The sequence below is a fragment of the Neptunomonas japonica DSM 18939 genome, assembly GCF_000422765.1.
In the GTDB taxonomy this organism is placed as follows: domain Bacteria; phylum Pseudomonadota; class Gammaproteobacteria; order Pseudomonadales; family Balneatricaceae; genus Neptunomonas; species Neptunomonas japonica.
On sequence record NZ_AUGR01000010.1, the window covers coordinates 164,150 to 185,636 of the forward strand.

A 21,487-nucleotide genomic window follows, 5' to 3' on the forward strand; every position below is an offset into this window, starting at 1 on the left:
CTCATCGAGTTTGTTATGAGTGTAGCAGTGTTGAAGGCTATCTCAATACATAGTCTTTCTAGAGTGTAATAGTTGAATTTCACAAAAAGAGATTTCTTTAACGCGGAGCTTCAAGAGTGGTGCCGGCACCAAGAGTCGAACTCGGGACCTACTGATTACAAGTCAGTTGCTCTACCAGCTGAGCTATACCGGCACTGCATGAAGTGGACGTATAGTAATGAGATGGAGTGTTGAGATCAACCCCTTAAAACAAAATAACTCGAAATAAATTAGTAAGATAAGCGAATTGTTCAAACAGAGAACAATTCGCCATGTAATGAATTATTTTTCGAGTGGGATGCGGATTTTTTGGCCAGGGTAAATGAGATCAGGGTCTTTAATGACTTCTTTGTTCGCTTCAAAAATTTTTGTGTAGTCGTTACCGTTGCCTAAATATTTTTGTGCGATAGCCCATAATGAGTCACCTGATTCGATGGTGTAGTACTCAACATTAGCAGCGGTTTTATCTTCGAGCTGCAAAGCATCGGCTTTTACTTCTTGAATACCTTGAACATTACCTGCCATTAAAATCGCTTTTTCATACGCGGCTTGGTCTTTTGCTGATCCTGATACAGTCGCTACTCCATCGGCAACCGTCACTGTTAGGCCTTCAACACCTGGGTTATCAGACTCAATGTGTTTCTGGATTTCATCTGCAGGGTCATCATCTGAACCGAAGAGTTTTTTCCCAAGGTTTGAAGCAAAATCAAATAGGCTCATAACAGATTCCTTTGTAAGCGTTGCATAAGTTAATGCTTATGATTCCATATTGAATCTGAACATTAGCTGGCCAGCCGAGATAATACTAGTGAGCTAGCTAATATATGCACATAAAAAAAGCCCCTGCAAGCAGGGGCTAAAAACAACTCAATAGGAAAGAGTTGAAAGTAGGGATGTGATAGCTACGTGGTTTCGTGAATGCAACACGAATGTCTCTATCGGTTAACACTATCGATTTTTATTGTGCGCTGCACAATTATACTTTAGTATAATGTTATTAAGGTGTTGATATATATAAATATTTAAATAATGTTGTGAATTGTGCATTGCATTTATATTCAGTTAATCTTGTGTTCTTTCGTTATGTTTTACGCGAAAAATATGAGCGGGATATGTACCTATGATACGAACTTCTTTCGCAAAAAAATCAAGCTCTTGAAGTGCGTATTGCATTTTTTTCTGTTCAGGGTGGCCTTCAACGTCCAAGTGAAAGCTGGTTGCTTGCATTGTATCTGAAGCCATATAACTTTCTAATTTGACAGCGTTGACTCCATTCGTTGCAAAGCCGCCTAAGCCTTTGTACAAGGCGGCTGGTAAATTGCGAACGGTAAACATGATCGTGGTTATAAAAGTAATATCAGGCTCTAATTTCGGCATATGACTATCTTTTGCCAAAATAACAAAACGAGTGGTATTGCCGGTCTTGTCTTGAAAGTTTTCTCTGAGGATGTCTAAATCATAAAGCTCTGCGGCAAGGCTAGAGGCAATCGCTGCATGACCAGGCTCTTCGATGCTTAATAATGCTTCGGCTGCACCTGCTGTGTCGAGGCTTGCAACTTGCGCTAAATTTAAGCTTTTAATATTGCTGTCACACTGTGCCAGTGCTTGGGGGTGTGAGGAAACTGTTCGTAAATCTGATATTTTAGTACCTTTCTTGGCAACTAGGCAGTGGTTTACCGGCTCGAAATGTTCGCTAATAATATGAAGCTGCGTTTTAGGCATGAGACGGTAAATTTCTTCTACTCGGCCAGCTGTTGAATTTTCCAAAGGGATCATGGCAAGTTGAGCTTCGCCGCGCTCAACCATAAACATCGCATCAGCAAAGCTCTCACAGGCAAATGCTTCCATCTTTGGATAAACATGGTGGCATGATAAGTGAGAGTAGGCGCCTTTATGGCCCTGATAAGCGATGATATTGGTACTCATGATAGTGTAGTTTCCGTCAGTCAGTTGTTGATCCGTTAATCGCTCATTATGTCACAGGCTGGTATACAGGTTGAATCTTTCTAAGTGATAATCTATTGAGTTTTCTAAGATATTATTAGCGTATAGGGGTAAAGGTTTGCAGATAAAGCGATCAGTTATCATATTTATTATTGCTGCTTTGTTTAGCATGGTCGTTTCTTGGCAGGCATATATTTATACGCGTGGTTGGGGCCTCGTTCAAATCCATCAGCATGGATCTTCAAGATTGTTAGATACCATCAGTGCGTTACGTGTAGCTATTGATCAGTATCGGTATTTACCCTTTCTGCTCTCGCAAAACCATGATGTAAAAGACCTTCTCGTGCAATCTAACCCCAACAAAGTGATCAAGGTTAGCCGCTATTTAGAGCAAACTAACTTGGTTGCGGGCTCTGCTGCGTTGATTATCCTCGACCTTAAAGGAGAAGTGGTTGCTTATAGCAACTGGCGAGAAAGAGGTGTAACAGCACGGCGTTACTATCAAAAAGCACCATTCTTTCTTCAAGCATTAGCGGGAGAGCAGGGGCGTTACTTTATGCTTGATGATAGCGCCACTCAGCCTTCTTACTATCTATCTGCCCCTATTTATCATAGACAAGAGTTGATTGGTGTGTCTGTTATGAAGTTGGATGTGAGTGCGCTTAAAGAGCAGCTTTCTCTTGAGTATGCATTTTATGTTGCTGATCAACATGGGCAGTTACTGTTCACTAGCTTGTCATTATTACAAGCATCTGGGTTACCTCGTTCTGCACTGAAAAACTCTGAAATATCAGGTTCTGAATTAAAAAAAACGGTAAGCGTGTGGCCGCAGGACTCAGTAATAGATGAAAAGTTGTTCGATGATCGTGAAATTTCAATCTGGAGGTTAGAAGGTAAAGAGCAGCTAAATGAGTCGGTGGTGCTCGATGACCTTAAGTGGGAAGTGGGTGTTCTTAGCCCTATAAAAGCAGCTGAGCAAAGAGCTATTTATGCCGGTTTTACTGTTGCGGGTGGGTGTTTGGCATTTGCGTTGCTAGTTTTATATTTACGAGAGTACCGATTAAAACGGCGCTCCCAAGCCCTAGTGCTTAGAGCACAGCGAGATAGTGAGCAGCGACAGCGCTATATTATCAATACAGCACAGGTTGGCTTGATCACTGTGGATAAACAAGGCGCAATCGTTTTTGTTAACCCGATGGTTATGCAGCAGTTTGGTATTTCTTTATCCTTGATCATGGGGCGGCCATTAACGGCATTGTTTGCTGATATTGATCAGTTCACACCTTTAAAGCGTTGGTTAGAAGGTCTGTCGCATGGTGAGTTTACGCCTATAACAGGGTATGAAGTAGTTGGGCGTCGCTCTGATGGTTCGGTTTTTCCTGTGCTTTTTTCAATAAGGATGATGACCGCCGCACCTGAAGTTAGTTATCTGGTGACCATGATAGATATCACCCGACGTAAGCGTTTGGAATACAAGTTGCGAGAAGTAAATGAATCGCTAGAGACCAAAGTTTTACAGCGAACACAGGCTCTTGAGGCTGCACAAAATGAGCTGATTCAAGCTGAAAAGTTAGCCGCTTTGGGGAGAATGTCGACGGCTATGGTGCATGAGTTAAATCAGCCTTTAACGGCTATGCGTAACTACTTGGCAATAATACGTCGATTGGTAGATCAGCCTGATTTGCAGAATGAAAATTTGAATAGGGTGAATGGCTTAGTCGATAAAATGGCGATGATTACAGGTCAACTTAAAACCTTTGCTTATAAAAGTGCAGGTAATGCAGGTCTCGTTGAGTTGGTTTTTTCAATTGAACATATTCTTGGGCAGTATCAAGTAAGGTTTGCAGAGCAGTCCATTGATTGCTGTTTTGAACATGAGTTACCGCATTATTGGGTCCATGGTGATGAAGTACGTATCGAACAAGTGTTAGTTAATTTGATTACTAATGCCTGTGACGCCATGCTGCAGTTACCTTCTGGCAAGATTTCTATGGCTCTTCGTTTGCTTTGTCATGGCCGACAAAATACTGAACAAGGTTTGGAGAACCCTTGTCATAATTGGGTGGTGCTTGATATATGTGATACCGGAGAGGGCGCGACCGATGAGCAGTTAGCACACATGTTTGAGCCATTTTATACGACAAAGAGTATGGGGGATGGTCTTGGTTTGGGCTTGTCTATTGTACAGGGTATTGTTCGTGATTTAGGTGGAGTAGTGGGTGTGGTTCGTAATCAAGAGCAGGGGTTATGTTTTACAGTGTCCTTGCCGCTGGCTAAAAACACAGAGGAGGTTTGATTGGATATTCGAGGGCATGTGATTTTAGTTGATGATGAGGCAATGGTGCGCCAGTCAACAGAGCAGTGGCTAAAGGTTTGTGGGTTTTCAGTAGAAAGTTTTTCCTGTGCCGAAAGCGCTTTGCAAGCAATCGATGAGAATTTTTCTGGTGTAGTTGTCACTGATGTGAAGATGCCAGGCATGGATGGGCTTGAATTATTGCGTGAAGCCTTGATGAAAGTCTCGGGTATGCCGGTTATTTTATTAACTGCTCACGGTGATGTTGATATGGCAATAAGTGCTATGCGAAAAGGTGCGTATGATTTTATTGAAAAACCTTATGTTCCTGAGCGCTTAGCAGAAACAGTTCAGCGTGCTTGTGAAAAGCGCCGACTGATATTAGAAAATAACAAATTGCAACAAAACCTTGCCTCTCTATCAGGAGTGGACGCTAGAATCATTGGTGTTTCTCCCGCAATTCAACGCTTAAAACGCGAGTTAGTGAAATTGGCAGAGCAAGATACACATGTCATTGTTTATGGTGAGACCGGCACTGGTAAAGAGCTGGTTGCCCAGTGCTTGCATGAATACAGCCATCGTAAGAAACACAATTTTGTTCCGATAAATTGTGGTGCAATTCCAGAGTCGTTGATTGAAAGTGAGTTATTTGGACATGAGGCAGGAGCATTTACCAGTGCGGCAAAAAGGCGGGTAGGTAAGTTTGAATATTCTGATAAGGGTACATTGTTTCTTGATGAAATTGAGAGCATGCCTGCTAATTTGCAGATTAAGCTGCTGCGTGCTTTCCAAGAAGGTGTTATTGAGCGCTTAGGATCAAATACCGCTATTGAGGTTGACCTTCGTGTAATTGCTGCGTCAAAAGTTGATTTGAGAGATGATGACAATTTTAGAGAGGATCTGTTTTATCGTTTAAGTATTTCTCAGTTACATATCCCCCCTTTGCGAGAGCGGCTAGAAGATGTGCCTCTGTTGTTTAACCACTATTTGAAAATCGTTGCCTCAGACCATGATAAAAACCCACGGACGCTGTCTGTCCATGATCACTCTACTCTGATGAGTTATCAGTGGCCGGGTAATGTTCGGGAGCTGAAAAATATAGCCATTCGTTTTTCGTTGGATCCTGACCTGTCTGTTGCTGATATTCTTATGGCGTCTGAAGGAATGTCTCATGGGAGTGAAATTCTTTCTAAACAACTGTCGTTAGCAATACAGGTAGCCAATTTTGAAGCGGACGTTATTCGTGATGCGCTAGGCTTTCATCAAGGTAATATCAAACTAACAATGGAGCAGTTGGATTTACCACGTCGTACGCTTAATCAAAAAATGATTCGTTATGGCATTAACCGTAATGATTTCAAAAGTAAGTCGTTATAGTCGTGATCTAAACGGCCAGCTCCAGTGTATTTTTAACCGGTTTCTAAAATAGGCAATAAATAGCGCATTGTTCTAGAAGTAGCTCTCTACGCAGGCTAATACTCTTGTAAAAGCCTGTAGTTTCGTGGGCTCTGCCCACTAAGCCATTTATTGCCTATTGGTGTTGGAGTATGAGCAATAAAATGCTCATTTTAAATAAAAAACTATTAAAAATAAAAAATATATTTAAAAATCAAAAGCTTATGTTTTTTGGCCTGTTACCTGCTTTATATGTTTTGTATCCAAGCTGCATTTATAACAATCATAAAAAGGTGACAGAATGAAAATCAGTAAACGTACATTGGTTAAAACACTTTCCATGGCGATTGCACTTAGCACGGTAGCGGGTGCCACAGGCCTTGCTCAGGCAGCCGAGAAGCGCTCTTATATCTTAGCGACGGCTTCAACAGGTGGGACGTACTATCCAGTTGGTGTGGCTTTAGCAACCTTGGCAAAGGTTAAATTGGAGCCAAAACATAAGATTTCGATGTCTGCTATCAACTCAGCAGGATCTGGGGAAAATATTAAGTTGTTGGGTGAGAACGAAGCACAGTTTGCCATTCTTCAAGGTTTATATGGTGCGTGGGCATGGGAGGGCGAAGGTAAACTGAAAGCGAATGGCCCACAAAAAAATCTACGCTCTGTTTCCATGCTGTGGCAAAACGTTGAGCAGTTTGTGGTTAAGAGCCAGTATGCAAAATCGGGCACAATTGATGACCTTAATGCATTGGATGGAGAGAAGTTCTCAATAGGTAAAAAGAACTCAGGAACAGAAGGTTCTGGGCGTGAAATATTGAAAAACTTAGGAACTGATGCCGAAAAATTCAACTTTGCTTACATGGGATACGGGTCATCAGCTGATGCACTACAAAACGGAACCATTGAAGGGATGAATATTCCATCAGGTGTGCCTACTTCGGCGATCACTCGTGCTTATGCTGCGATGGGTAGTGATATCACGGTGCTTGACTTTACTGATGAACAAATAGAAAAAGCAAATGGTGGGTACAAGCTTTGGACACGGTTTAACATCCCTGCCAATACTTACCCAGGTCAGACAAAAGAGATCAATACCATGGCACAGCCTAATTTTTTGGCCGTTCGCGATGATGTCTCAGAAGATGATGTTTATATGTTGACCAAAACGTTTTATGAAAATCTTCCCTTCTTAAACGGTATTCACAAGGCAACCAAAGCGATGGCGCTAGATAAAGCGATTGCTGGATTACCATTGCCTTTGCATCCTGGTGCTGCGCGTTATTACAAAGAGATGGGGCTAACTATTCCTGCTCACCTGATCGCTAACTGATCATCTCATTAGGTGCGGCTGTTATTCTGTCGCACCGGTTTTTCTTTTGTCTTTATAAAACCAAGGTGAGTAATTATGACTCAGGCATCATCTGTTTCTGCACAGGACACTGCGGAAAAATTAAAAAAACTGGAGTTAGCGCAGCGGGATGATGCCAGCCCAATAGGTCGCTTTATCTACTGGGCAGGTGTATGTTTTGCCATTGCTCATATCTACTTTAATACATTGGGTACCTTGTCAGAATTGTGGGTTTCGGCCCTACATTTTGGTGGCTTTGCTTTACTTTGCTCACTGATGTTTCCCATGGTTAAAGGGCCTAGTGGCGCTAAAAAATCAGTTCTATTTTTGGATATTCTGATCGGTGTGGCTGCCGTAGTCTGTGCTTTGTATTTGATTGGCTTTGAAGACGCGTTGTATGAGCGTGGTGTGAAGTTTTCAAACTTGGATTGGGTGTTTTCAATTCTTGCTATCGGTATTGCGTTAGAGCTGACAAGAAGAACCACAGGTTGGTTTATTCCTTGCATGATCTTGTTTGCACTCACTTATGTGTTTTGGTGGGGGCCGTACATTGACGGTATGTTCGGTTTTGCCGGGCTTAGCCTTGAAACGGTTATGTATCGTAGTTATTTTTCATCAGAAGGGATGTTTGGGCAGATTGCCCGTATTTCATGGACCTATGTTTTCATGTTCATTCTCTTTGGAGCCTTCTTAGTAAAGTCTGGCGCAGGAGAATTTATTATTGAATTATCCCGCTGTGCTGCAGGACGCTTTGTTGGAGGTCCTGGTTTTGTTGCTGTTCTAGGTTCGGGTTTGATGGGTTCTGTTTCAGGCTCCTCTGTTGCTAATACAGTATCAACGGGTGTTATTACTATCCCGCTAATGCGAAAGGCAGGTTTTCCTGCACGTTTTGCTGCCGGTGTAGAAGCGGCTGCTTCTACAGGCGGGCAGTTAATGCCTCCAGTGATGGGAGCTGGTGCCTTTATTATGGCGTCGTATACTCAAATTCCTTATGTAGACATTATTGCAATCGCTGCTTTACCTGCGTTGTTATATTTTATGTCAGTAGGTTTTTACGTGCGTGTTGAAGCGCAACGTAGTCACGCTCAAGCTGTAGAGTTAGATACTCGACCCGTTAAAGATGTATTAAAAGAAGGGTGGCATTTCTTACTACCACTAGGTGTTCTAGTAGGTTTGCTTATCTATGGTTTTACACCGACTTACGCGGCGGGCATTTCTATTTTGTCTGTCATTGTCTCTTCTTGGTTATCGAAAAACCCAATGGGTATTAAGGATATCCTAGATGCCTTGGCGCAAGGCTCAAAAAATATGGCAACAACCGCTATCTTGTTGATTGCTGTAGGCTTAGTTGTGAATGTTGTGGCGATGACAGGGATTGGTAATACTTTTTCTCTGATGGTCACTGAGTGGGCGGGAGGTAGCTTATTAATTACCTTGGTATTAGTGGCGCTGGCATCCCTAGTGTTAGGGATGGGTTTGCCCGTTACTGCTGCTTATATTGTATTAGCGACGCTATCGGCCCCAGCGCTTTATAGCCTGATGGCAGAAATGCAGTTGGTTCAGTTAATTATGGATGGCACTCTACCCGAAGTGGCAAAAACGATCTTTATGCTAGTCGATATGGATAAAGTTGCTTTATTGGCTGCGCCGATGTCTGAAGTGGATGCATTAGCGCTGGTTGATATGATTCCTACTGATTTAAAGGGGCAATTGTTACAGCAAGCGATTGATCCTACTTCTCTGGCTATGTTGCTTCTTTCTGCTCATATGATCATTTTTTGGCTGTCCCAAGATTCAAATGTTACCCCTCCCGTGTGTTTGACTGCTTTTGCTGCAGCGGCTATTGCAGGAACCCCGCCGATGGCAACGGGGATGACTGCTTGGAAAATAGCTAAGGGTATGTATGTTGTGCCGATTTTGTTTGCATATACCAATTTTATTGGTGGAACCGCCACAGAGGTTTTGACTATCTTTGCATTCTCTCTTTTTGGAATGTATGCATTAGTAGGTTTTATGGAAGGCTATCTGGAAGGGCCGTTATCACCCGTGTTACGACTCATATCTGGAGTAGTAGGGTTGGGCTTGTTGTGGCCGCACCATCAAATATTCATCAGCTTAATATCATTAGCTGTTTTTGTGGCCATATTTATCTATAGCCGCCGTTTGGCTTCCTCGAATACCGTTGCTGTTTAAGAGGGGCGTGTAAAGGATGTGTTTTAGTTCGTCCTGACCTTCATTGATTTGAAGGTTGGGGCGAGGCTAGAAGGTGTGAAGTAAAAAGCTTATGTTTCGGTGGAGTTCATTAAAAGCTTGTAGTCATACGCAATTAGTTTCCAGCGATGTAGATCTTTTAAGTGGTCTATTCTTTCTAAATAGGGTTCTGATAACTGGCTATTCATCTGAGAAGTATTGTGTTGCCATACCGGCGGTATTAAGGCATCTGCAACATGTACTGCCGTCAGCGGCTGAAAGCTTAGGTCTGTTGATAGAAAGGGAATAGGATGAAATAGTATCGCTTCAACGGTTAGGGCTGGAATGCCCCATAGAGCCATGAGAGCGGCTCCTACCTCTCCATGATAAACCCCCATGATTTTTCTTTCTGCTGCATGCAAAGGCTTTTCTTCTTTTACGGCATACTGCAAAACTTTAAGGTATGCGGCGGGGTCTTGAGAGGCCATGACTAGAATGCCTACGTCATGAAGCAGCCCTCCTAAAAATGCCTGCTCCATTATGCCTTTATCTACACCGACATCTTGGCAAATATCCCGTGCCAGCCTTGCTACTAATAAAGAGCGTTGGTTGGTTTTTTCAAATGAGAAATATTTCCAGTTTTTATGAGGAGGGTAGATGCCAGATGTTTGGCTGGATAATGCCAGTCCACGTAGCATGCGAATGCCGATCATTGAGACAGCTTCTGGTATATGACTAATCTGGCGCGGCAGACCAAAGTATGAAGAGTTAACCAGTTGGATTATTTTTGCACTTAAAGCAGGGTCACATTCTACGATAGCAGCAATTTTTCGGGCATCGGTAGTATCTGAGCTTAGCTCTTGAGTGAGTACCTTATACGTTGCCGGTGCTGCAGGAAGTTGTTGTTTTTGGCTGATAAAGTGTTTGAGTGTTGGGCGGTTTATTAAGCGTGTGATTTTGAATAAGTATTCGATAGTCTGAGCTATCTGTTTAATGTTTTCTGGGTCAGAAAAAATGCGATGTGTTAACTCTAATTTTTGAGCCATTTCTTTAGGTGTTTCAAGCTTACTGCCCAGTTGAAAGCGCAGTATAGAAGGGCTCGTTTCTTGAACTCTACGTAACACACTGAGCTCTGTGTAGTCTTTCACAGAGCTGCTTATGATAATGGCGTCATAGTGGTTAACTTTAAGACGGGCGATAAGTACTTCTGGGTCGTCAATACAGAAGACTTCCCAGCTTTTTTGAGTTTTTTGGAGGAGCTTTGGCCAGTTAAGGTATTCGCCATGAGGATCAAGCAACATCATTTTGATGTTGGTTTCAGTAGAAGTTTGTATCTCTGGCATAGCTATGGCTACTCAAAAGGTTGTTCACAATTATTACTCAACGTTTTATGAGTACACTAAAGCCGATAGAAATTATATCGGCATTAGACTTTATGCTATCACTCTTGCGGGTCGGATATCGCCTAATATCAGGTAAACAAGAATAACGAGTTGCTCTTATTGATCTGTATCATCGGGCAGATCATCAGCAGGCTTAGAGGAGTTAATTTCTTGAGGTCGGTTGTCCTCACGCATAACGCAATAGATTCTAAAGCCAAATACAGTGATTAAAGCACCTAAGAGGTCTACTACTGCAACAATAGGTAGCTCAATTAGTATGCTGCGCTCTTCCATGTTAGACAGTGTGTGTGCTATCGGCATTTCTATGAGCTGGATCCCCGTAAAAAGAATCGCTAAACCGGGTAGTAGAGTCCAGAAATAGTCTGCAGTATCTTTCCAGCTTTGCTTTAAGCTATTAAGTGCCGACTGTTTCTCTAAAACACAAATGTAATCAGCAAAAGCAAGGCGAACACCAATATAAACACCGGGTAAGATGAACAGTAATAGCCCGCCAAATACGGCAAATGAGGTCAGAATAAAGGTAAATAACAAACTGCGCCAAAACGATAAACTAGCAAAAACGGCTTGTGACGCAGAGATCGGAGCGTTTTCTAATTTAGACTGCATGAGTAAAATGGTAGCGCCCCAATAAATCGGTAAAAGCGTTAGGCTCAAAATTGAGATATAGGCGGTTTTTTCTCTAAACTCATTAGTATCAGTTACGTTGATATCTAACCAGAGTGCTAGTCCATTTAATACAACTAAGAAAGGTAGCTGTATCTTGGCAATGACAGAGAAGTTTTGTTTGAAAAAGAAAAAGCTTTGTCTAAGGTATTCAAAAGTGCTCATAAATAATTTTTCTACGACAGTTTATAGGGTACGGTTGTTTAGAAAGCTATTAACAGTATCAACAATAGCTTGAGTTTGAGGGTCTACTTCCATATTGATTCTGTCACCCTGTTGAGCGCTGCCAAAAGTGGTAACAGCTAGCGTTTCAGGAATCAGGTGAATACTAAAGCGTGAGCCAATAACCTCACCTATCGTTAGGCTGCATCCATTTAATGATACAAAGCCTTTTGGCAGCAAGTACTGGAGTAGCTGTTCAGGTGCTTTTAGCCAAAGTGTGCAATTGTCAGTTGTGCTAACAATTTCATCGATAGTGACGACTGATGAAATATGCCCTGATAATTGATGGCCGCCGATTTCATCACCATAACGTGCGGCGCGTTCAAAATTGACAGTGTCTCCAACATTAAAGCTCCCCAGATTAGTTACTTGTAATGTTTCTTCGATAACATCAAATTGAACTTCGTTTTGGTCGAATTCGGTAATCGTTAAACAGGTACCATTCACGGCGATGCTCGCGCCTGTTTGCAGGTTTGAGGAGTTGCGCTGGGGTAAGCTGAGGCGTAATTGCATAAATTGGTCACGCTTGTTAAGTGCGATGACTTTGGCTAGTCCTTGCACAATACCTGTAAACATCTTTACCTTTCCTGTGTGTTGCGATTAATCTGAAGCGTAGAGGATAGCGTATATAGAAGTAAAATACCTGCACCTTAGGAGGTTCGCATGCATTATCTGATCAGTGGTGGGACAGGGTTTATTGGGTCTGCATTGATTCATGCTTTATTGGAAGAAGGGCATCAGATAACGGTCATTTCTCGGACGCCAGAGAAAGTGGCGTTTCTTTTTAAAGGGGCAACTCAAAGCGTTGCTCTTGCACAGGTAAACAAGATTGCTAAAAAGGTTGACGGTGTTATTAATTTGGCGGGAGAGCCCATCGTTGATAAGCGCTGGAGTGAGGCGCGTAAGCAATTATTACGTGAAAGTCGCGTTGATTTTACGAAAGAACTAATTGCACAGTTAAAACGGGCTTCTGCTCGGCCTGAGTTTTTTATTAGCGGCTCAGCTATTGGTTTTTACGGGTCGCATGAAGGAGGAGCACCGTTAAATGAGGTGAGTCATCCAATATCAGGATTTACACATGATTTATGTCGTGATTGGGAGGCTGAGGCTCTAGAGGCTGAGAAGGTCTTGGGAGCGCGGGTGTGCTTAGTGAGAACCGGTGTTGTACTAGGAGCTGGTGGTGGAGCGCTAGCTAAAATGTTGCCGCCTTTTAATTTTGGGCTGGGTGGGCCTATTGGTAGTGGGCAGCAGTGGATGTCATGGGTTCACTTATCTGATGAAGTATCAATCATTCGATTCTTGATGGAGCACCAAACTTTATTGGGAAGCTTTAACGCGACTTCTCCAAATGCGGTCACAAATGAGATATTTAGCCAAACCTTAGGTGGCGTTTTAGATAAGTCTGCAAAACTAAGAATGCCAAGTTTTGTGATGAAGTTATTGTTGGGCGATGCCAGTGAGTTATTACTAGAAGGACAGAGGGTGTACCCCGCACGCTTACTTGATGCAGGGTTTGAGTTTACTTATCCTGATCTTGAGGTGGCTCTACAGCATTCCCTTTAAAAGGTTTGTTGCTGGAGTTTTCGCTAATGCCTGTCTTGGGTGATGAGGTTGTATTGGCGGAGCTGGTGGTATGATCAATGTCGAATTGAGAGTCCGCATTTTGCGGGTGAACATGCGCTTGAGTAAGATGAAATAAGGTCTTTTCTAGTTGCTCTTCAATGCGCTCAAGCTTGTTTTCAATTCGGCTTATTCGACGAATATTTTCATCTTCGCGTTTCATCATATCTTTTTCGTCTTGTTCTATGAAAAAAACAGAGAAGCTCGCTGTTAGCATGGAGAATAGGCCTATTCCCATCAAAATAAGGAAAGCGCCAAAAAGTCGTCCTGTGGTGGTACTAGGAACGAGGTCCCCATATCCTACCGTGGTAATAGTAACCCAGGCCCACCAAATGCCATCTAAGGGAGTTTCAAAGGCGGGGTCTATGCCTGAGATGATAAATCCAGAAAACAGCATGAAAAGAAAACTAATGAAGAGCGTTAAGCCTAAGCTGTGTCGTGAGAGTACCGACCGTACATCCGTTGATATGCGTAAAAAAATGCCGAACATAATAAGCAAGCGTAAGCTTCTTAAAATACCCGCATAAAAAACTTCCATTCCCCAAATGATGGGTAGGCCCGCGATGATGATGACGATGTTCATCCAATTGCTGAGTAAATACTGTTTCTTGTTATCAACGAGTGTCAGCAATATGCTGGTTTCTGCGATGAAGCATAGCCAGATAAACCAGTCAGTAAAAAATGTGATGTGTGGCGCTGTTAGCCCTTTTTCACGAAGGTACCAGTCTACAATGATCCAAAGGGCTACTAGCATCATTGGTCCTTCAAGACGTCTAGACCAACGCTTTGCTTTAATGTTTTCTTGTTCGTTTACGCCACCAAACCCTAGCTTACTAAGAAAGGCCTGATGTTTTTGATAAGTCATCGTCTTTGCCTTGTTATGCTTTTCCTTTTTGTCGGCGTTTGCGGAGCGCTTCTATCGCTTGTAAAAGCAAATCTCCTTGCCATAAGGACTTCTCATGTGAGTTGAGGTGTTGCTCTAAATCGATGATAAGAAAATCGAGCGTTTGGTTTTTTGCTAGCAAACTAATGTCTTTAGAGCTTTCGATAAATGTTTCTGGCCAAAAATGCTGTGCCCATTCGATTAAACGTAGTTTGCTGATATCGACATTGTTCTGTTGGCACGCTATGGCGAGTGCTTGAAATGTATTTTTTTCAGCCAGGGAGTGAGTGTGTTTCTTCTTTTCTTTTTGACGCTCATTTACCGCTGTGCGTTTTTTTTGAGCATGGTTTCTCAGTTTTCTTAAACGGCAGTAGCTATAAAGCCATCCAAGAGATGAAATCATGCTAACACCGGCCAAGAAAACAATCAGAGGAATATGCCCAGTGTCTTCTGTGTTGGCAGCCGGGGGTATCTTCGTACTGTTAATAGGTGCTGTTTTGTCTTTTATCAGGCTGCCAGCTTTGGGCGGTGTGTTTTGTATCGGCGCTGCATTTATATACAAAATAACGGGAGGTAGTGATGCTATCTTGCTGCGGTCTTCATAGGTATCCCACCAATGTATATCAATAGGAGGCAGGGTTATTTCTCCTCGCTCCTTCATTGTGATTTTAACCGTTTCAGTGCGTTTACTGGTTAGGCCTTCCTCGTCAAAGCTTTCATCGAGCTCTGTGCTTAGGAGCTCAATATCAGCGAGTTCGTTTTTTAGCACTGATAGAGAAGGTAAGCGCGCTGCAGGGAGGCCGCGGGCTGTTAGTGTCAATGTCCGAACTAAAGATGAACCAGGCCCAAGTGGTGTCTCCTTATCGATTCTCTCTTCTAATTGAAGAGAGGAGAGCGGTAGCCAATAACCTTGTGAGTTACTGTTGGCTTGAGGAAGGATGGCAATTTCAATTTCACCTCCTTGTGTTTCAACGTATTGGTCCGTTTGAGAGGTTCCTGAAAAAAGGGGGGCTTCAATAAAATGAGTGCCCGGATCATCAGGGAAAATCACGTAACGCCTTTCTTCAAGGAAATAAGGTTTTCCCTTTACTGATGTTTCACTACGTTTCACATCATCAGCGGGAATAATCAACGCTTGATTCAGGAATGGGTCTGATAGTGCTGCATTTTTATTTAAGGGGTCTTTATGGAAAAGTTTGACGGTATATATTAACTGGCTACCTTGATAGGCCTCAGTATGGTCAATAGAGGTTTCAATAAAGATGGGAGCGCGTGATGCTTGAGGAGATGTTATAGGTGAGCCTGGAAATGTATTTACGCTACCCGTTACTAATAAAATAATAGGTGAACTTTGTTTCCCGTTGATAGAAAGTGCGGGTATTTTTAGTTCACCCGACTTATTAGGGCGCAAGAGTACTTGCCAGCGTGTGGTGGCTTGGCGAGTACTTCCCTGAAAGCTAGATATAGTAATTTTTTTACTGCCCAACAAATCAAAGTCTTGATTTAATACAGATAAGTCAGGCCTTTGAGGCTGCCCCTGTTGAGTCGATTCTATGGTTAAGCGGACAGTTTCATTGGTGGAAATGCTGTATTTGTTGAGGTAAGTGTTAACGTCTGCGTGAACAGATGAGGCAATGGTTAATATGAAGAGCAGGAAAGTTCGCATTCCGAGTTCGTGATCCAAGCAGAAAGTAGATAAACGAAGAATCATTATTCATTAAGCAGCCTGTAATATCAATGACTTGATTAGTAAGTACTAAATCTCTTTAGGGTGGCGCCTGTATGCAAAATATAGGCTGTTTACATTCATACATGATTTTGGATTGCTTCACTGCTTAGGGTGTTGGGGCGTATAATAGCAGCAGAATTTGAGTTAAGAGAGCGACAATTAAGCAGTTATGAATGAAATTATTGTTGATATACGTATTTCTCCCGATGAGTATGTAAAGCAATATCGGGCCCCCAGTTGTATGGTCTCAACTTATGCTAGGGATGGGCGTTCCGTGCGCTTTCCAGCTGATATTTTGCAGCCTTTTCTACTTCATAACGGTATTGTTGGTAGCTTCAAAATTAGTTTCGATGCGGCAGGTAAATTTAAAACAATCATACGAATTGTATAGGCGGGATGTAAAACTGTCGTCGCACCGTTATAATGCCGCCATCTTTTTTCAAAAACGGTTCGGTTATGCTCTATTCTTTAGCAAAATCCCTAATGTTCAGCATGGATGCAGAGCGCTCGCATCATATTGCTTTAAGTAGCATGAATCTCTCTGCTTCACTTGGCCTTCCGTCACTTCTTGGCGCTGAATGTCTTGATGCGCCGACTGAGGTTATGGGTATTCGTTTTGCGAACCCTGTTGGTCTAGCGGCTGGGTTGGATAAGAATGGCTCTGCTATTGATGGATTAGCGGCAATGGGTTTTGGTTTTATTGAGGTGGGTACCGTGACTCCGCGCCCTCAAGTTGGTAACCCAAAACCGCGGTTGTTCCGTATTCCTGAGCATAATGCCATCATAAACCGTATGGGTTTTAATAATCATGGTGTCGAAGAGCTACTCGTGAATATTGATAGAGCGCGCTATAACGGCGTGTTAGGTATTAATATAGGTAAGAATAAAGATACCAGTAATGAAGATGCTAACAGCGACTATATCTACTGCTTAAGAAAGGTGTATTCAAGAGCATCATATATAGCGGTTAATATTTCATCTCCAAATACGCCTGGGTTGAGAACGCTACAGTTTGGTGACTCTTTAAACACCTTGCTTGAAGCGCTTAAAAACGAGCAAGCCAAGCAAGCAAATCTGCATGACCGTTATGTACCCATCGCTGTGAAAATAGCGCCAGATATGACAGAAGAAGAGACAGAGATGGTTGCTGAATCTTTGAAAACGTATGAAATGGATGGTGTAATCGCGACCAACACCACAATTTCTCGTGAAGGCGTAGAAAGCTCACCCCTGCAAGCAGAGGCTGGTGGCCTTAGCGGTGCGCCGGTACGGAATAAGTCTACTAAAGTCATTCGAACGTTATCTAAAGCGCTTGATGGTGCTTTACCGATTATTGGTGTAGGTGGCATTACTGAAGGCTTTGACGCGGCTGAAAAAATTGAAGCGGGTGCTAGTTTGGTTCAGGTGTACTCCGGCTTTATTTATAAAGGGCCCACTTTAGTTAGTGACTCTGTTAAGGCGATTCAGGCGTTGCCAATAAAATAACGGCGAAGATAAAAGAAGCTCCTCAAGTAGAGGAGCTTAGTCTGCTGTAAAGGGGGAGCAACATTAATGTAGTGCTGGGTGAGCCTGAATGGCTGATACACCTGCCATTCCATTCCATTGTGCTTCTCGACCTTCACGCCATCCACTCATCCAGTGGCTGCGTAAGTCGATTACTTTAACAGGACAATCATCGTGTGATTTCCCACTTAGGCCTGCCTGAAAGCCGCGATTGAAAAGAGTTGAAGCTTTATCGCGTTTCTGTCTCTTCATATAGAAAGTGCCTCTGTTACGTTATTATGAGAGTGTAAATCTCTGAGACTGGATATTCTCAAGGTTGTGATATATTCCATTTTTGGCTCATCACAGACCCTTATAGATAACGAAATTTGTTAGAGAGTGCGATTGGAATTATCTATTAGTTATTTGTTTTTAATAGTAAGCATTTGCAAAAAAGGTGTGCTATCAGCAGCTTAGATCAGTTTGTTAATGCAGAAAAAAGGTATGAAAAAAAATCATTTTTTAGTGATTTTTATTGAATGAAATTGTAACTGTTTGATCTCATGGTTTTTTGCAGACAGTACCCCTAAATTGGAATATATATGAAATTTTTTGCAACCTGTCCAAAAGGGCTGGAATTACTGCTAGTCACTGAACTAACCGAGTTAGGCGCAGCTGAGGTCAAACAAACGGCAACGGGTGCTGAGTTCAGTGGCGAGATTGAACAGGCATATCGTGCGTGTTTATGGTCGCGTTTAGCTAATCGGATTTTATTGCCTCTTATTGAAGAGAACGTAGAAACAGCAGAGCAGCTTTATGATGCGGTGCAATCTGTTGATTGGTTGGAGCATATGCATGAAGAAGCTTCAATACTGGTGGCATTTACCGGTAAAACAGATGCTATTAACCACACTCACTTCGGTGCATTAAAAGTTAAGGATGCGATAGTTGATCAGGTTCGAGATAAAACGGGAATGCGCCCCAGTATTGACCGTGACAACCCTGATTTGCGAATCCATGCACATATCTATCGCGGTAAGCTGAGCTTATCTTTGGATTTATCTGGGGGTAGCTTACACCGTCGTGGTTATCGTACACGTGCAGGGGCTGCGCCATTAAAAGAAAACTTGGCAGCGGCGATACTATGCCGTGCGTCATGGCCAAAATTGGCTGCAGATAGCCCGGTTCTGTTTGATCCTATGTGTGGTTCAGGCACCTTGGTTATTGAGGGTGCTTTAATGGCGGCAGATATTGCGCCGGGTATCTTGCGAGAGCAGTTTGGTTTTGAGCGTTGGAAGCAGCATAAGGCTGAGCTTTGGTTGGCGCTGTTAGATGAAGCGGATGCGCGTAAAAAAGCAGGTTTAGAGAATCTAACCGTGCGCTTTTACGGATCTGATCAGGACGGCTCAGTACTTGAGTTAGCCAAAGATAATGCTGAAAGAGCTGGTGTTAGTGAAGTTATTAGCTTCAAAAGAGCTTCTATTGAGCAGATGGTAGTACCAGAAAACTCTCCTGGGTTGCTCGTTACCAACCCTCCTTATGGCGAGCGTATGGGAGATGAGTCTGAACTAATGTTCTTGTATCGTCATATTGGTGATGCTTTAAAGCAGGACTTTGCAGGTTGGAAAGCGGCTATCTTTACCGGTAATCCTGAGCTATGTCAGGTAGTGGGGCTTAAGGCAGATAAAAGCTATAGCTTAAATAATGGCCCAATCGACGGTCGTTTGTTTTTGTACACCCTATATGCGGATCGTAATGACGTTAAGCCTGGTGAGGAGAGCCCAGAAGAAGTTGTGGCAGCGCTGAGTGATAATGCTCAAATGTTTGCCAATCGTCTAAAGAAAAATCTCAAAAGTTTAAAGAAGTGGCAAAAACAGCAGCAGATTGGGTGCTACCGTTTATACGATGCAGATATGCCTGAATATGCGGTAGCTGTTGATTTGTATAATGACTGGGTGCATGTACAAGAATACGCAGCTCCTGCTTCGGTTGATAAGGTAAAAGCATTTGACCGTATCAAAGATGTGTTGGCAGCCATCCCTGAAGCGCTTGACGTTAACCCGCGTAAGGTCGTATTAAAGCAGCGTAAGCGCCAAAGTGGTACAGGGCAGTACAACAAGCAAGCGAGTGTTGGGCGCTTCTTTGAAGTACAAGAACATGGCTGTCGTTTTAGAATTAACTTACACGATTACCTAGATACCGGCTTGTTCCTAGATCATCGTCCTATACGCCATCAGATTCAGCAGCAAGCAGATGGGAAAGACTTCTTAAACCTGTTTTGCTATACCGCATCAGCTAGCGTTCATGCAGCGGTTGGTGGTGCTAGATCAACGACCAGTGTGGATATGTCGGCGACCTATCTTCAGTGGGCAATGAAGAACATGGCGTTGAATGGCTTTAACAGTAAAGAGCATCACTTTATAGAAGCGGACTGTTTAAGCTGGCTGAAAAAGCAGCGCAAGCCTGCCTACGACACGATCTTTTTGGATCCTCCGACGTTTTCAAATTCTAAGAAAATGTTAGATGTATTGGATGTGCAGCGTGATCATGTTGATTTGATCAAGCTGTCAATGCGACTGCTGCGCAAAGGTGGTGTGCTTATCTTCTCTAATAATTATCGCCGCTTTAAGTTGGATTATGAGCTACTTTCAGGCTTTGAGATTAAAGAAATCACACAGCAAACCATCGACCCTGATTTTAAGCGTAATGCGCGTATTCATAGCTGTTTCGAAATACGCTGGCCTTAAGTTAGTGCGCCGATTCTTCTTGGCATAGTTCATGCTTTGTATTAGTGCGACACAAGACCTCTTTTAGAGGTCTTGTTGCACCAAATGTGCGCGTTTCGTTGTTTACTTAATATAAAACAAGGTATTAGCTCCAATTTTTGAGTTTCTATGTTGTGCTCAAGTAAGGCGATATCGATATAAACGCACCTCTTTGGGATTAAATATAAGAAAGCGCACCAAGACAGTGCAAAAGTGTGCACCTGCATGAACTGAGGAGATATTCGTGGATAATGTTAATAGTGCCGTTGAGACGCTAGTTCAAAGCTCTAATACCCTGTTTATTCTGATGGGAGCCATCATGGTGTTTGCCATGCATGCTGGCTTCGCCTTTCTCGAAGTAGGAACAGTACGTCATAAAAACCAGGTGAACGCACTGGTTAAAATCATGACAGACTTTGGCTTTTCTGCCGTCGCTTATTTCTTTATCGGCTACTGGATTGCGTATGACGTTACTTTTTTCCAAGATGCCGAAACACTAGCGGCAGGTAGTGGCTATGAATTAGTTAAATTTTTCTTCTTGATGACATTCGCTGCGGCTATTCCGGCGATTGTGTCAGGTGGTATTGCTGAGCGTGCTAAATTCTGGCCTGTTCTTTTTGCATCAACCTTAACGGTTGCTTTTGTTTATCCGCTGTTTGAAGGCATTATCTGGAATGGGAATTTTGGTTTTCAAGCGTGGTTAGAGTCATCGTTTGGTGCCGGTTTTCATGATTTCGCAGGATCCGTTGTTGTACACGGTGTCGGTGGCTGGATTGCTTTAGTGGCCGTGCTGTTTTTAGGCATACGTAAAGGGCGTTACCGTAATGGTCGTTTGGTGGCTTTTCCGCCTTCTAACATTCCATTCTTGGCATTAGGTGCATGGATTCTATCTATTGGTTGGTTCGGCTTTAATGTGATGTCAGCGCAAACATTGGATGGTGTTTCGGGCTTGGTGGCGGTGAACTCATTGATGGCGATGGTGGGCGGTATTATTGCTGCACTAGTGGTTGGTAAAAATGATCCCGGCTTTATACATAACGGCCCGTTAGCTGGCTTAGTGGCGGTTTGTGCAGGGTCTGATGTGATGCACCCAATTGGTGCGCTGGTGGTTGGGGCGATTGCTGGTGTCGTCTTTGTTTGGATGTTTACACTGCAGCAGAACAAATGGAAAATTGATGATGTGCTGGGTGTATGGCCGCTTCATGGGTTATGTGGCGTTTGGGGTGGTATTGCTGCAGGAATCTTTGGTAGCGAAGCACTCGGTGGTTTAGGTGGTGTTAGCTTGATGTCTCAGATTATCGGAACACTTGCCGGCATTCTTGTTGCTGTTGTGGGGGCAGCGATTGTCTACGGTGGTATTAAAGCGGTGTTCGGTATTCGTCTCAGTGATGAGGAAGAGTTTGACGGTGCTGACTTAAGTATTCATAAAATTGAGTCAACATCGAATGACTAATTGATTCAATTTTAACCTGTGCTGTTGATACGGCACATAAGAAGCCCTGGCCTATGTG

The 21,487-nt window shown here is 43.0% G+C and carries 17 protein-coding genes and 1 tRNA gene; 9 read left to right on the plus strand and 9 right to left on the minus strand.

Annotated features, from left to right (window positions below; all coding sequences use genetic code 11):
• Positions 1–117 precede the first annotated feature (117 nt).
• The 3 genes from G511_RS0108575 to G511_RS0108585 form a co-directional block, all read right to left on the minus strand.
• Positions 118–193, minus strand: a tRNA-Thr gene (locus tag G511_RS0108575).
• A 128-nt stretch (positions 194–321) separates the two neighbouring features.
• Positions 322–759, minus strand: a complete 438-nt coding sequence (gene lysM / locus G511_RS0108580; RefSeq protein WP_028469275.1) for a peptidoglycan-binding protein LysM — start codon at positions 757–759, stop codon at positions 322–324.
• A gap of 342 nt (positions 760–1,101) precedes the next feature.
• Positions 1,102–1,965 carry a prephenate dehydratase gene (locus G511_RS0108585; protein WP_028469276.1) on the minus strand — a complete coding sequence of 288 codons (864 nt, stop codon included), beginning with the start codon at positions 1,963–1,965 and terminating at the stop codon, positions 1,102–1,104.
• Positions 1,966–2,101: 136 nt separating this feature from the next.
• Between G511_RS0108585 and G511_RS0108590 the strand changes: the two genes are divergently transcribed.
• From G511_RS0108590 to G511_RS0108610, 4 genes are all read left to right on the plus strand, one after another.
• The gene (locus G511_RS0108590; RefSeq protein ID WP_028469277.1) at positions 2,102–4,279 is read left to right on the plus strand and encodes a sensor histidine kinase; all 2,178 of its coding nucleotides are present in this window, start codon (positions 2,102–2,104) and stop codon (positions 4,277–4,279) included.
• Positions 4,280–5,653, plus strand: coding sequence for a sigma-54-dependent transcriptional regulator (locus G511_RS0108595; protein WP_028469278.1), 1,374 nt, complete (start codon positions 4,280–4,282; stop codon positions 5,651–5,653).
• A 319-nt stretch (positions 5,654–5,972) separates the two neighbouring features.
• Positions 5,973–7,001, plus strand: a complete 1,029-nt coding sequence (locus tag G511_RS0108605) for a TAXI family TRAP transporter solute-binding subunit (RefSeq protein ID WP_028469279.1) — start codon at positions 5,973–5,975, stop codon at positions 6,999–7,001.
• A 75-nt stretch (positions 7,002–7,076) separates the two neighbouring features.
• On the plus strand, positions 7,077–9,212 hold the full coding sequence (locus G511_RS0108610; protein WP_028469280.1) for a TRAP transporter permease: 2,136 nt from the start codon (positions 7,077–7,079) through the stop codon (positions 9,210–9,212).
• Positions 9,213–9,301: 89 nt separating this feature from the next.
• Here G511_RS0108610 and G511_RS0108615 read toward each other — a convergent pair whose 3' ends face one another.
• The 3 genes from G511_RS0108615 to G511_RS0108625 form a co-directional block, all read right to left on the minus strand.
• Positions 9,302–10,552 (minus strand): HDOD domain-containing protein, encoded by a 1,251-nt coding sequence (locus G511_RS0108615; protein WP_028469281.1) that lies wholly within the window; start codon positions 10,550–10,552, stop codon positions 9,302–9,304.
• Between the two features lie 156 nt (positions 10,553–10,708).
• Positions 10,709–11,440, minus strand: a complete 732-nt coding sequence (locus G511_RS22265; RefSeq protein ID WP_051221756.1) for a YciC family protein — start codon at positions 11,438–11,440, stop codon at positions 10,709–10,711.
• A gap of 21 nt (positions 11,441–11,461) precedes the next feature.
• Positions 11,462–12,073, minus strand: a complete 612-nt coding sequence (locus G511_RS0108625; RefSeq protein ID WP_028469282.1) for a riboflavin synthase — start codon at positions 12,071–12,073, stop codon at positions 11,462–11,464.
• Between the two features lie 87 nt (positions 12,074–12,160).
• Here G511_RS0108625 and G511_RS0108630 point away from each other — a divergent pair, with 87 nt between their 5' ends.
• Positions 12,161–13,060 carry a TIGR01777 family oxidoreductase gene (locus tag G511_RS0108630; protein ID WP_028469283.1) on the plus strand — a complete coding sequence of 300 codons (900 nt, stop codon included), beginning with the start codon at positions 12,161–12,163 and terminating at the stop codon, positions 13,058–13,060.
• Here the strand turns inward: G511_RS0108630 and G511_RS22270 are convergent.
• Both G511_RS22270 and G511_RS0108640 read right to left on the minus strand, forming a co-directional pair.
• The gene (locus tag G511_RS22270; RefSeq protein ID WP_084629048.1) at positions 13,017–13,982 is read right to left on the minus strand and encodes a potassium channel family protein; all 966 of its coding nucleotides are present in this window, start codon (positions 13,980–13,982) and stop codon (positions 13,017–13,019) included. The two genes, G511_RS0108630 and G511_RS22270, sit on opposite strands and share 44 nt — an antisense overlap.
• A gap of 13 nt (positions 13,983–13,995) precedes the next feature.
• Entirely contained in the window at positions 13,996–15,711 is a 1,716-nt protein-coding gene (locus tag G511_RS0108640; protein WP_084629049.1) for a BatD family protein, read from the minus strand.
• A gap of 187 nt (positions 15,712–15,898) precedes the next feature.
• On the opposite strand from G511_RS0108640, the gene G511_RS0108645 reads away from it, so the two are divergent.
• Both G511_RS0108645 and G511_RS0108650 read left to right on the plus strand, forming a co-directional pair.
• A complete protein-coding gene (locus G511_RS0108645) occupies positions 15,899–16,120 on the plus strand; it encodes a DUF2835 family protein (RefSeq protein WP_028469285.1) in 222 nt (73 codons plus the stop codon).
• Between the two features lie 65 nt (positions 16,121–16,185).
• On the plus strand, positions 16,186–17,214 hold the full coding sequence (locus G511_RS0108650) for a quinone-dependent dihydroorotate dehydrogenase (protein ID WP_028469286.1): 1,029 nt from the start codon (positions 16,186–16,188) through the stop codon (positions 17,212–17,214).
• Positions 17,215–17,277: 63 nt separating this feature from the next.
• Here the strand turns inward: G511_RS0108650 and rmf are convergent, their stop codons facing one another.
• Positions 17,278–17,484, minus strand: coding sequence for a ribosome modulation factor (gene rmf, locus G511_RS0108655; protein WP_028469287.1), 207 nt, complete (start codon positions 17,482–17,484; stop codon positions 17,278–17,280).
• A gap of 329 nt (positions 17,485–17,813) precedes the next feature.
• Here rmf and rlmKL point away from each other — a divergent pair, with 329 nt between their 5' ends.
• Both rlmKL and G511_RS0108665 read left to right on the plus strand, forming a co-directional pair.
• Entirely contained in the window at positions 17,814–19,958 is a 2,145-nt protein-coding gene (gene rlmKL / locus G511_RS0108660) for a bifunctional 23S rRNA (guanine(2069)-N(7))-methyltransferase RlmK/23S rRNA (guanine(2445)-N(2))-methyltransferase RlmL (RefSeq protein ID WP_028469288.1), read from the plus strand.
• A gap of 262 nt (positions 19,959–20,220) precedes the next feature.
• Complete coding sequence (locus G511_RS0108665; protein WP_028469289.1) at positions 20,221–21,429, plus strand: ammonium transporter; 1,209 nt, start codon at positions 20,221–20,223, stop codon at positions 21,427–21,429.
• Positions 21,430–21,487 lie beyond the last annotated feature (58 nt).

Bases quoted from the DNA above. Each gene is read 5' to 3' on its own strand.
- lysM (WP_028469275.1), bottom strand. From the start codon at position 759: ATGAGCCTATTTGATTTTGCTTCAAACCTTGGGAAAAAACTCTTCGGT.
- G511_RS0108585 (WP_028469276.1), bottom strand. From the start codon at position 1,965: ATGAGTACCAATATCATCGCTTATCAGGGCCATAAAGGCGCCTACTCT.
- G511_RS0108605 (WP_028469279.1), top strand. From the start codon at position 5,973: ATGAAAATCAGTAAACGTACATTGGTTAAAACACTTTCCATGGCGATT.
- G511_RS0108610 (WP_028469280.1), top strand. From the start codon at position 7,077: ATGACTCAGGCATCATCTGTTTCTGCACAGGACACTGCGGAAAAATTA.
- G511_RS0108615 (WP_028469281.1), bottom strand. From the start codon at position 10,552: ATGCCAGAGATACAAACTTCTACTGAAACCAACATCAAAATGATGTTG.
- G511_RS22265 (WP_051221756.1), bottom strand. From the start codon at position 11,440: ATGAGCACTTTTGAATACCTTAGACAAAGCTTTTTCTTTTTCAAACAA.
- G511_RS0108625 (WP_028469282.1), bottom strand. From the start codon at position 12,073: ATGTTTACAGGTATTGTGCAAGGACTAGCCAAAGTCATCGCACTTAAC.
- G511_RS0108630 (WP_028469283.1), top strand. From the start codon at position 12,161: ATGCATTATCTGATCAGTGGTGGGACAGGGTTTATTGGGTCTGCATTG.
- G511_RS22270 (WP_084629048.1), bottom strand. From the start codon at position 13,982: ATGACTTATCAAAAACATCAGGCCTTTCTTAGTAAGCTAGGGTTTGGT.
- G511_RS0108640 (WP_084629049.1), bottom strand. From the start codon at position 15,711: ATGATTCTTCGTTTATCTACTTTCTGCTTGGATCACGAACTCGGAATG.
- G511_RS0108645 (WP_028469285.1), top strand. From the start codon at position 15,899: ATGAATGAAATTATTGTTGATATACGTATTTCTCCCGATGAGTATGTA.
- G511_RS0108650 (WP_028469286.1), top strand. From the start codon at position 16,186: ATGCTCTATTCTTTAGCAAAATCCCTAATGTTCAGCATGGATGCAGAG.
- rmf (WP_028469287.1), bottom strand. From the start codon at position 17,484: ATGAAGAGACAGAAACGCGATAAAGCTTCAACTCTTTTCAATCGCGGC.
- rlmKL (WP_028469288.1), top strand. From the start codon at position 17,814: ATGAAATTTTTTGCAACCTGTCCAAAAGGGCTGGAATTACTGCTAGTC.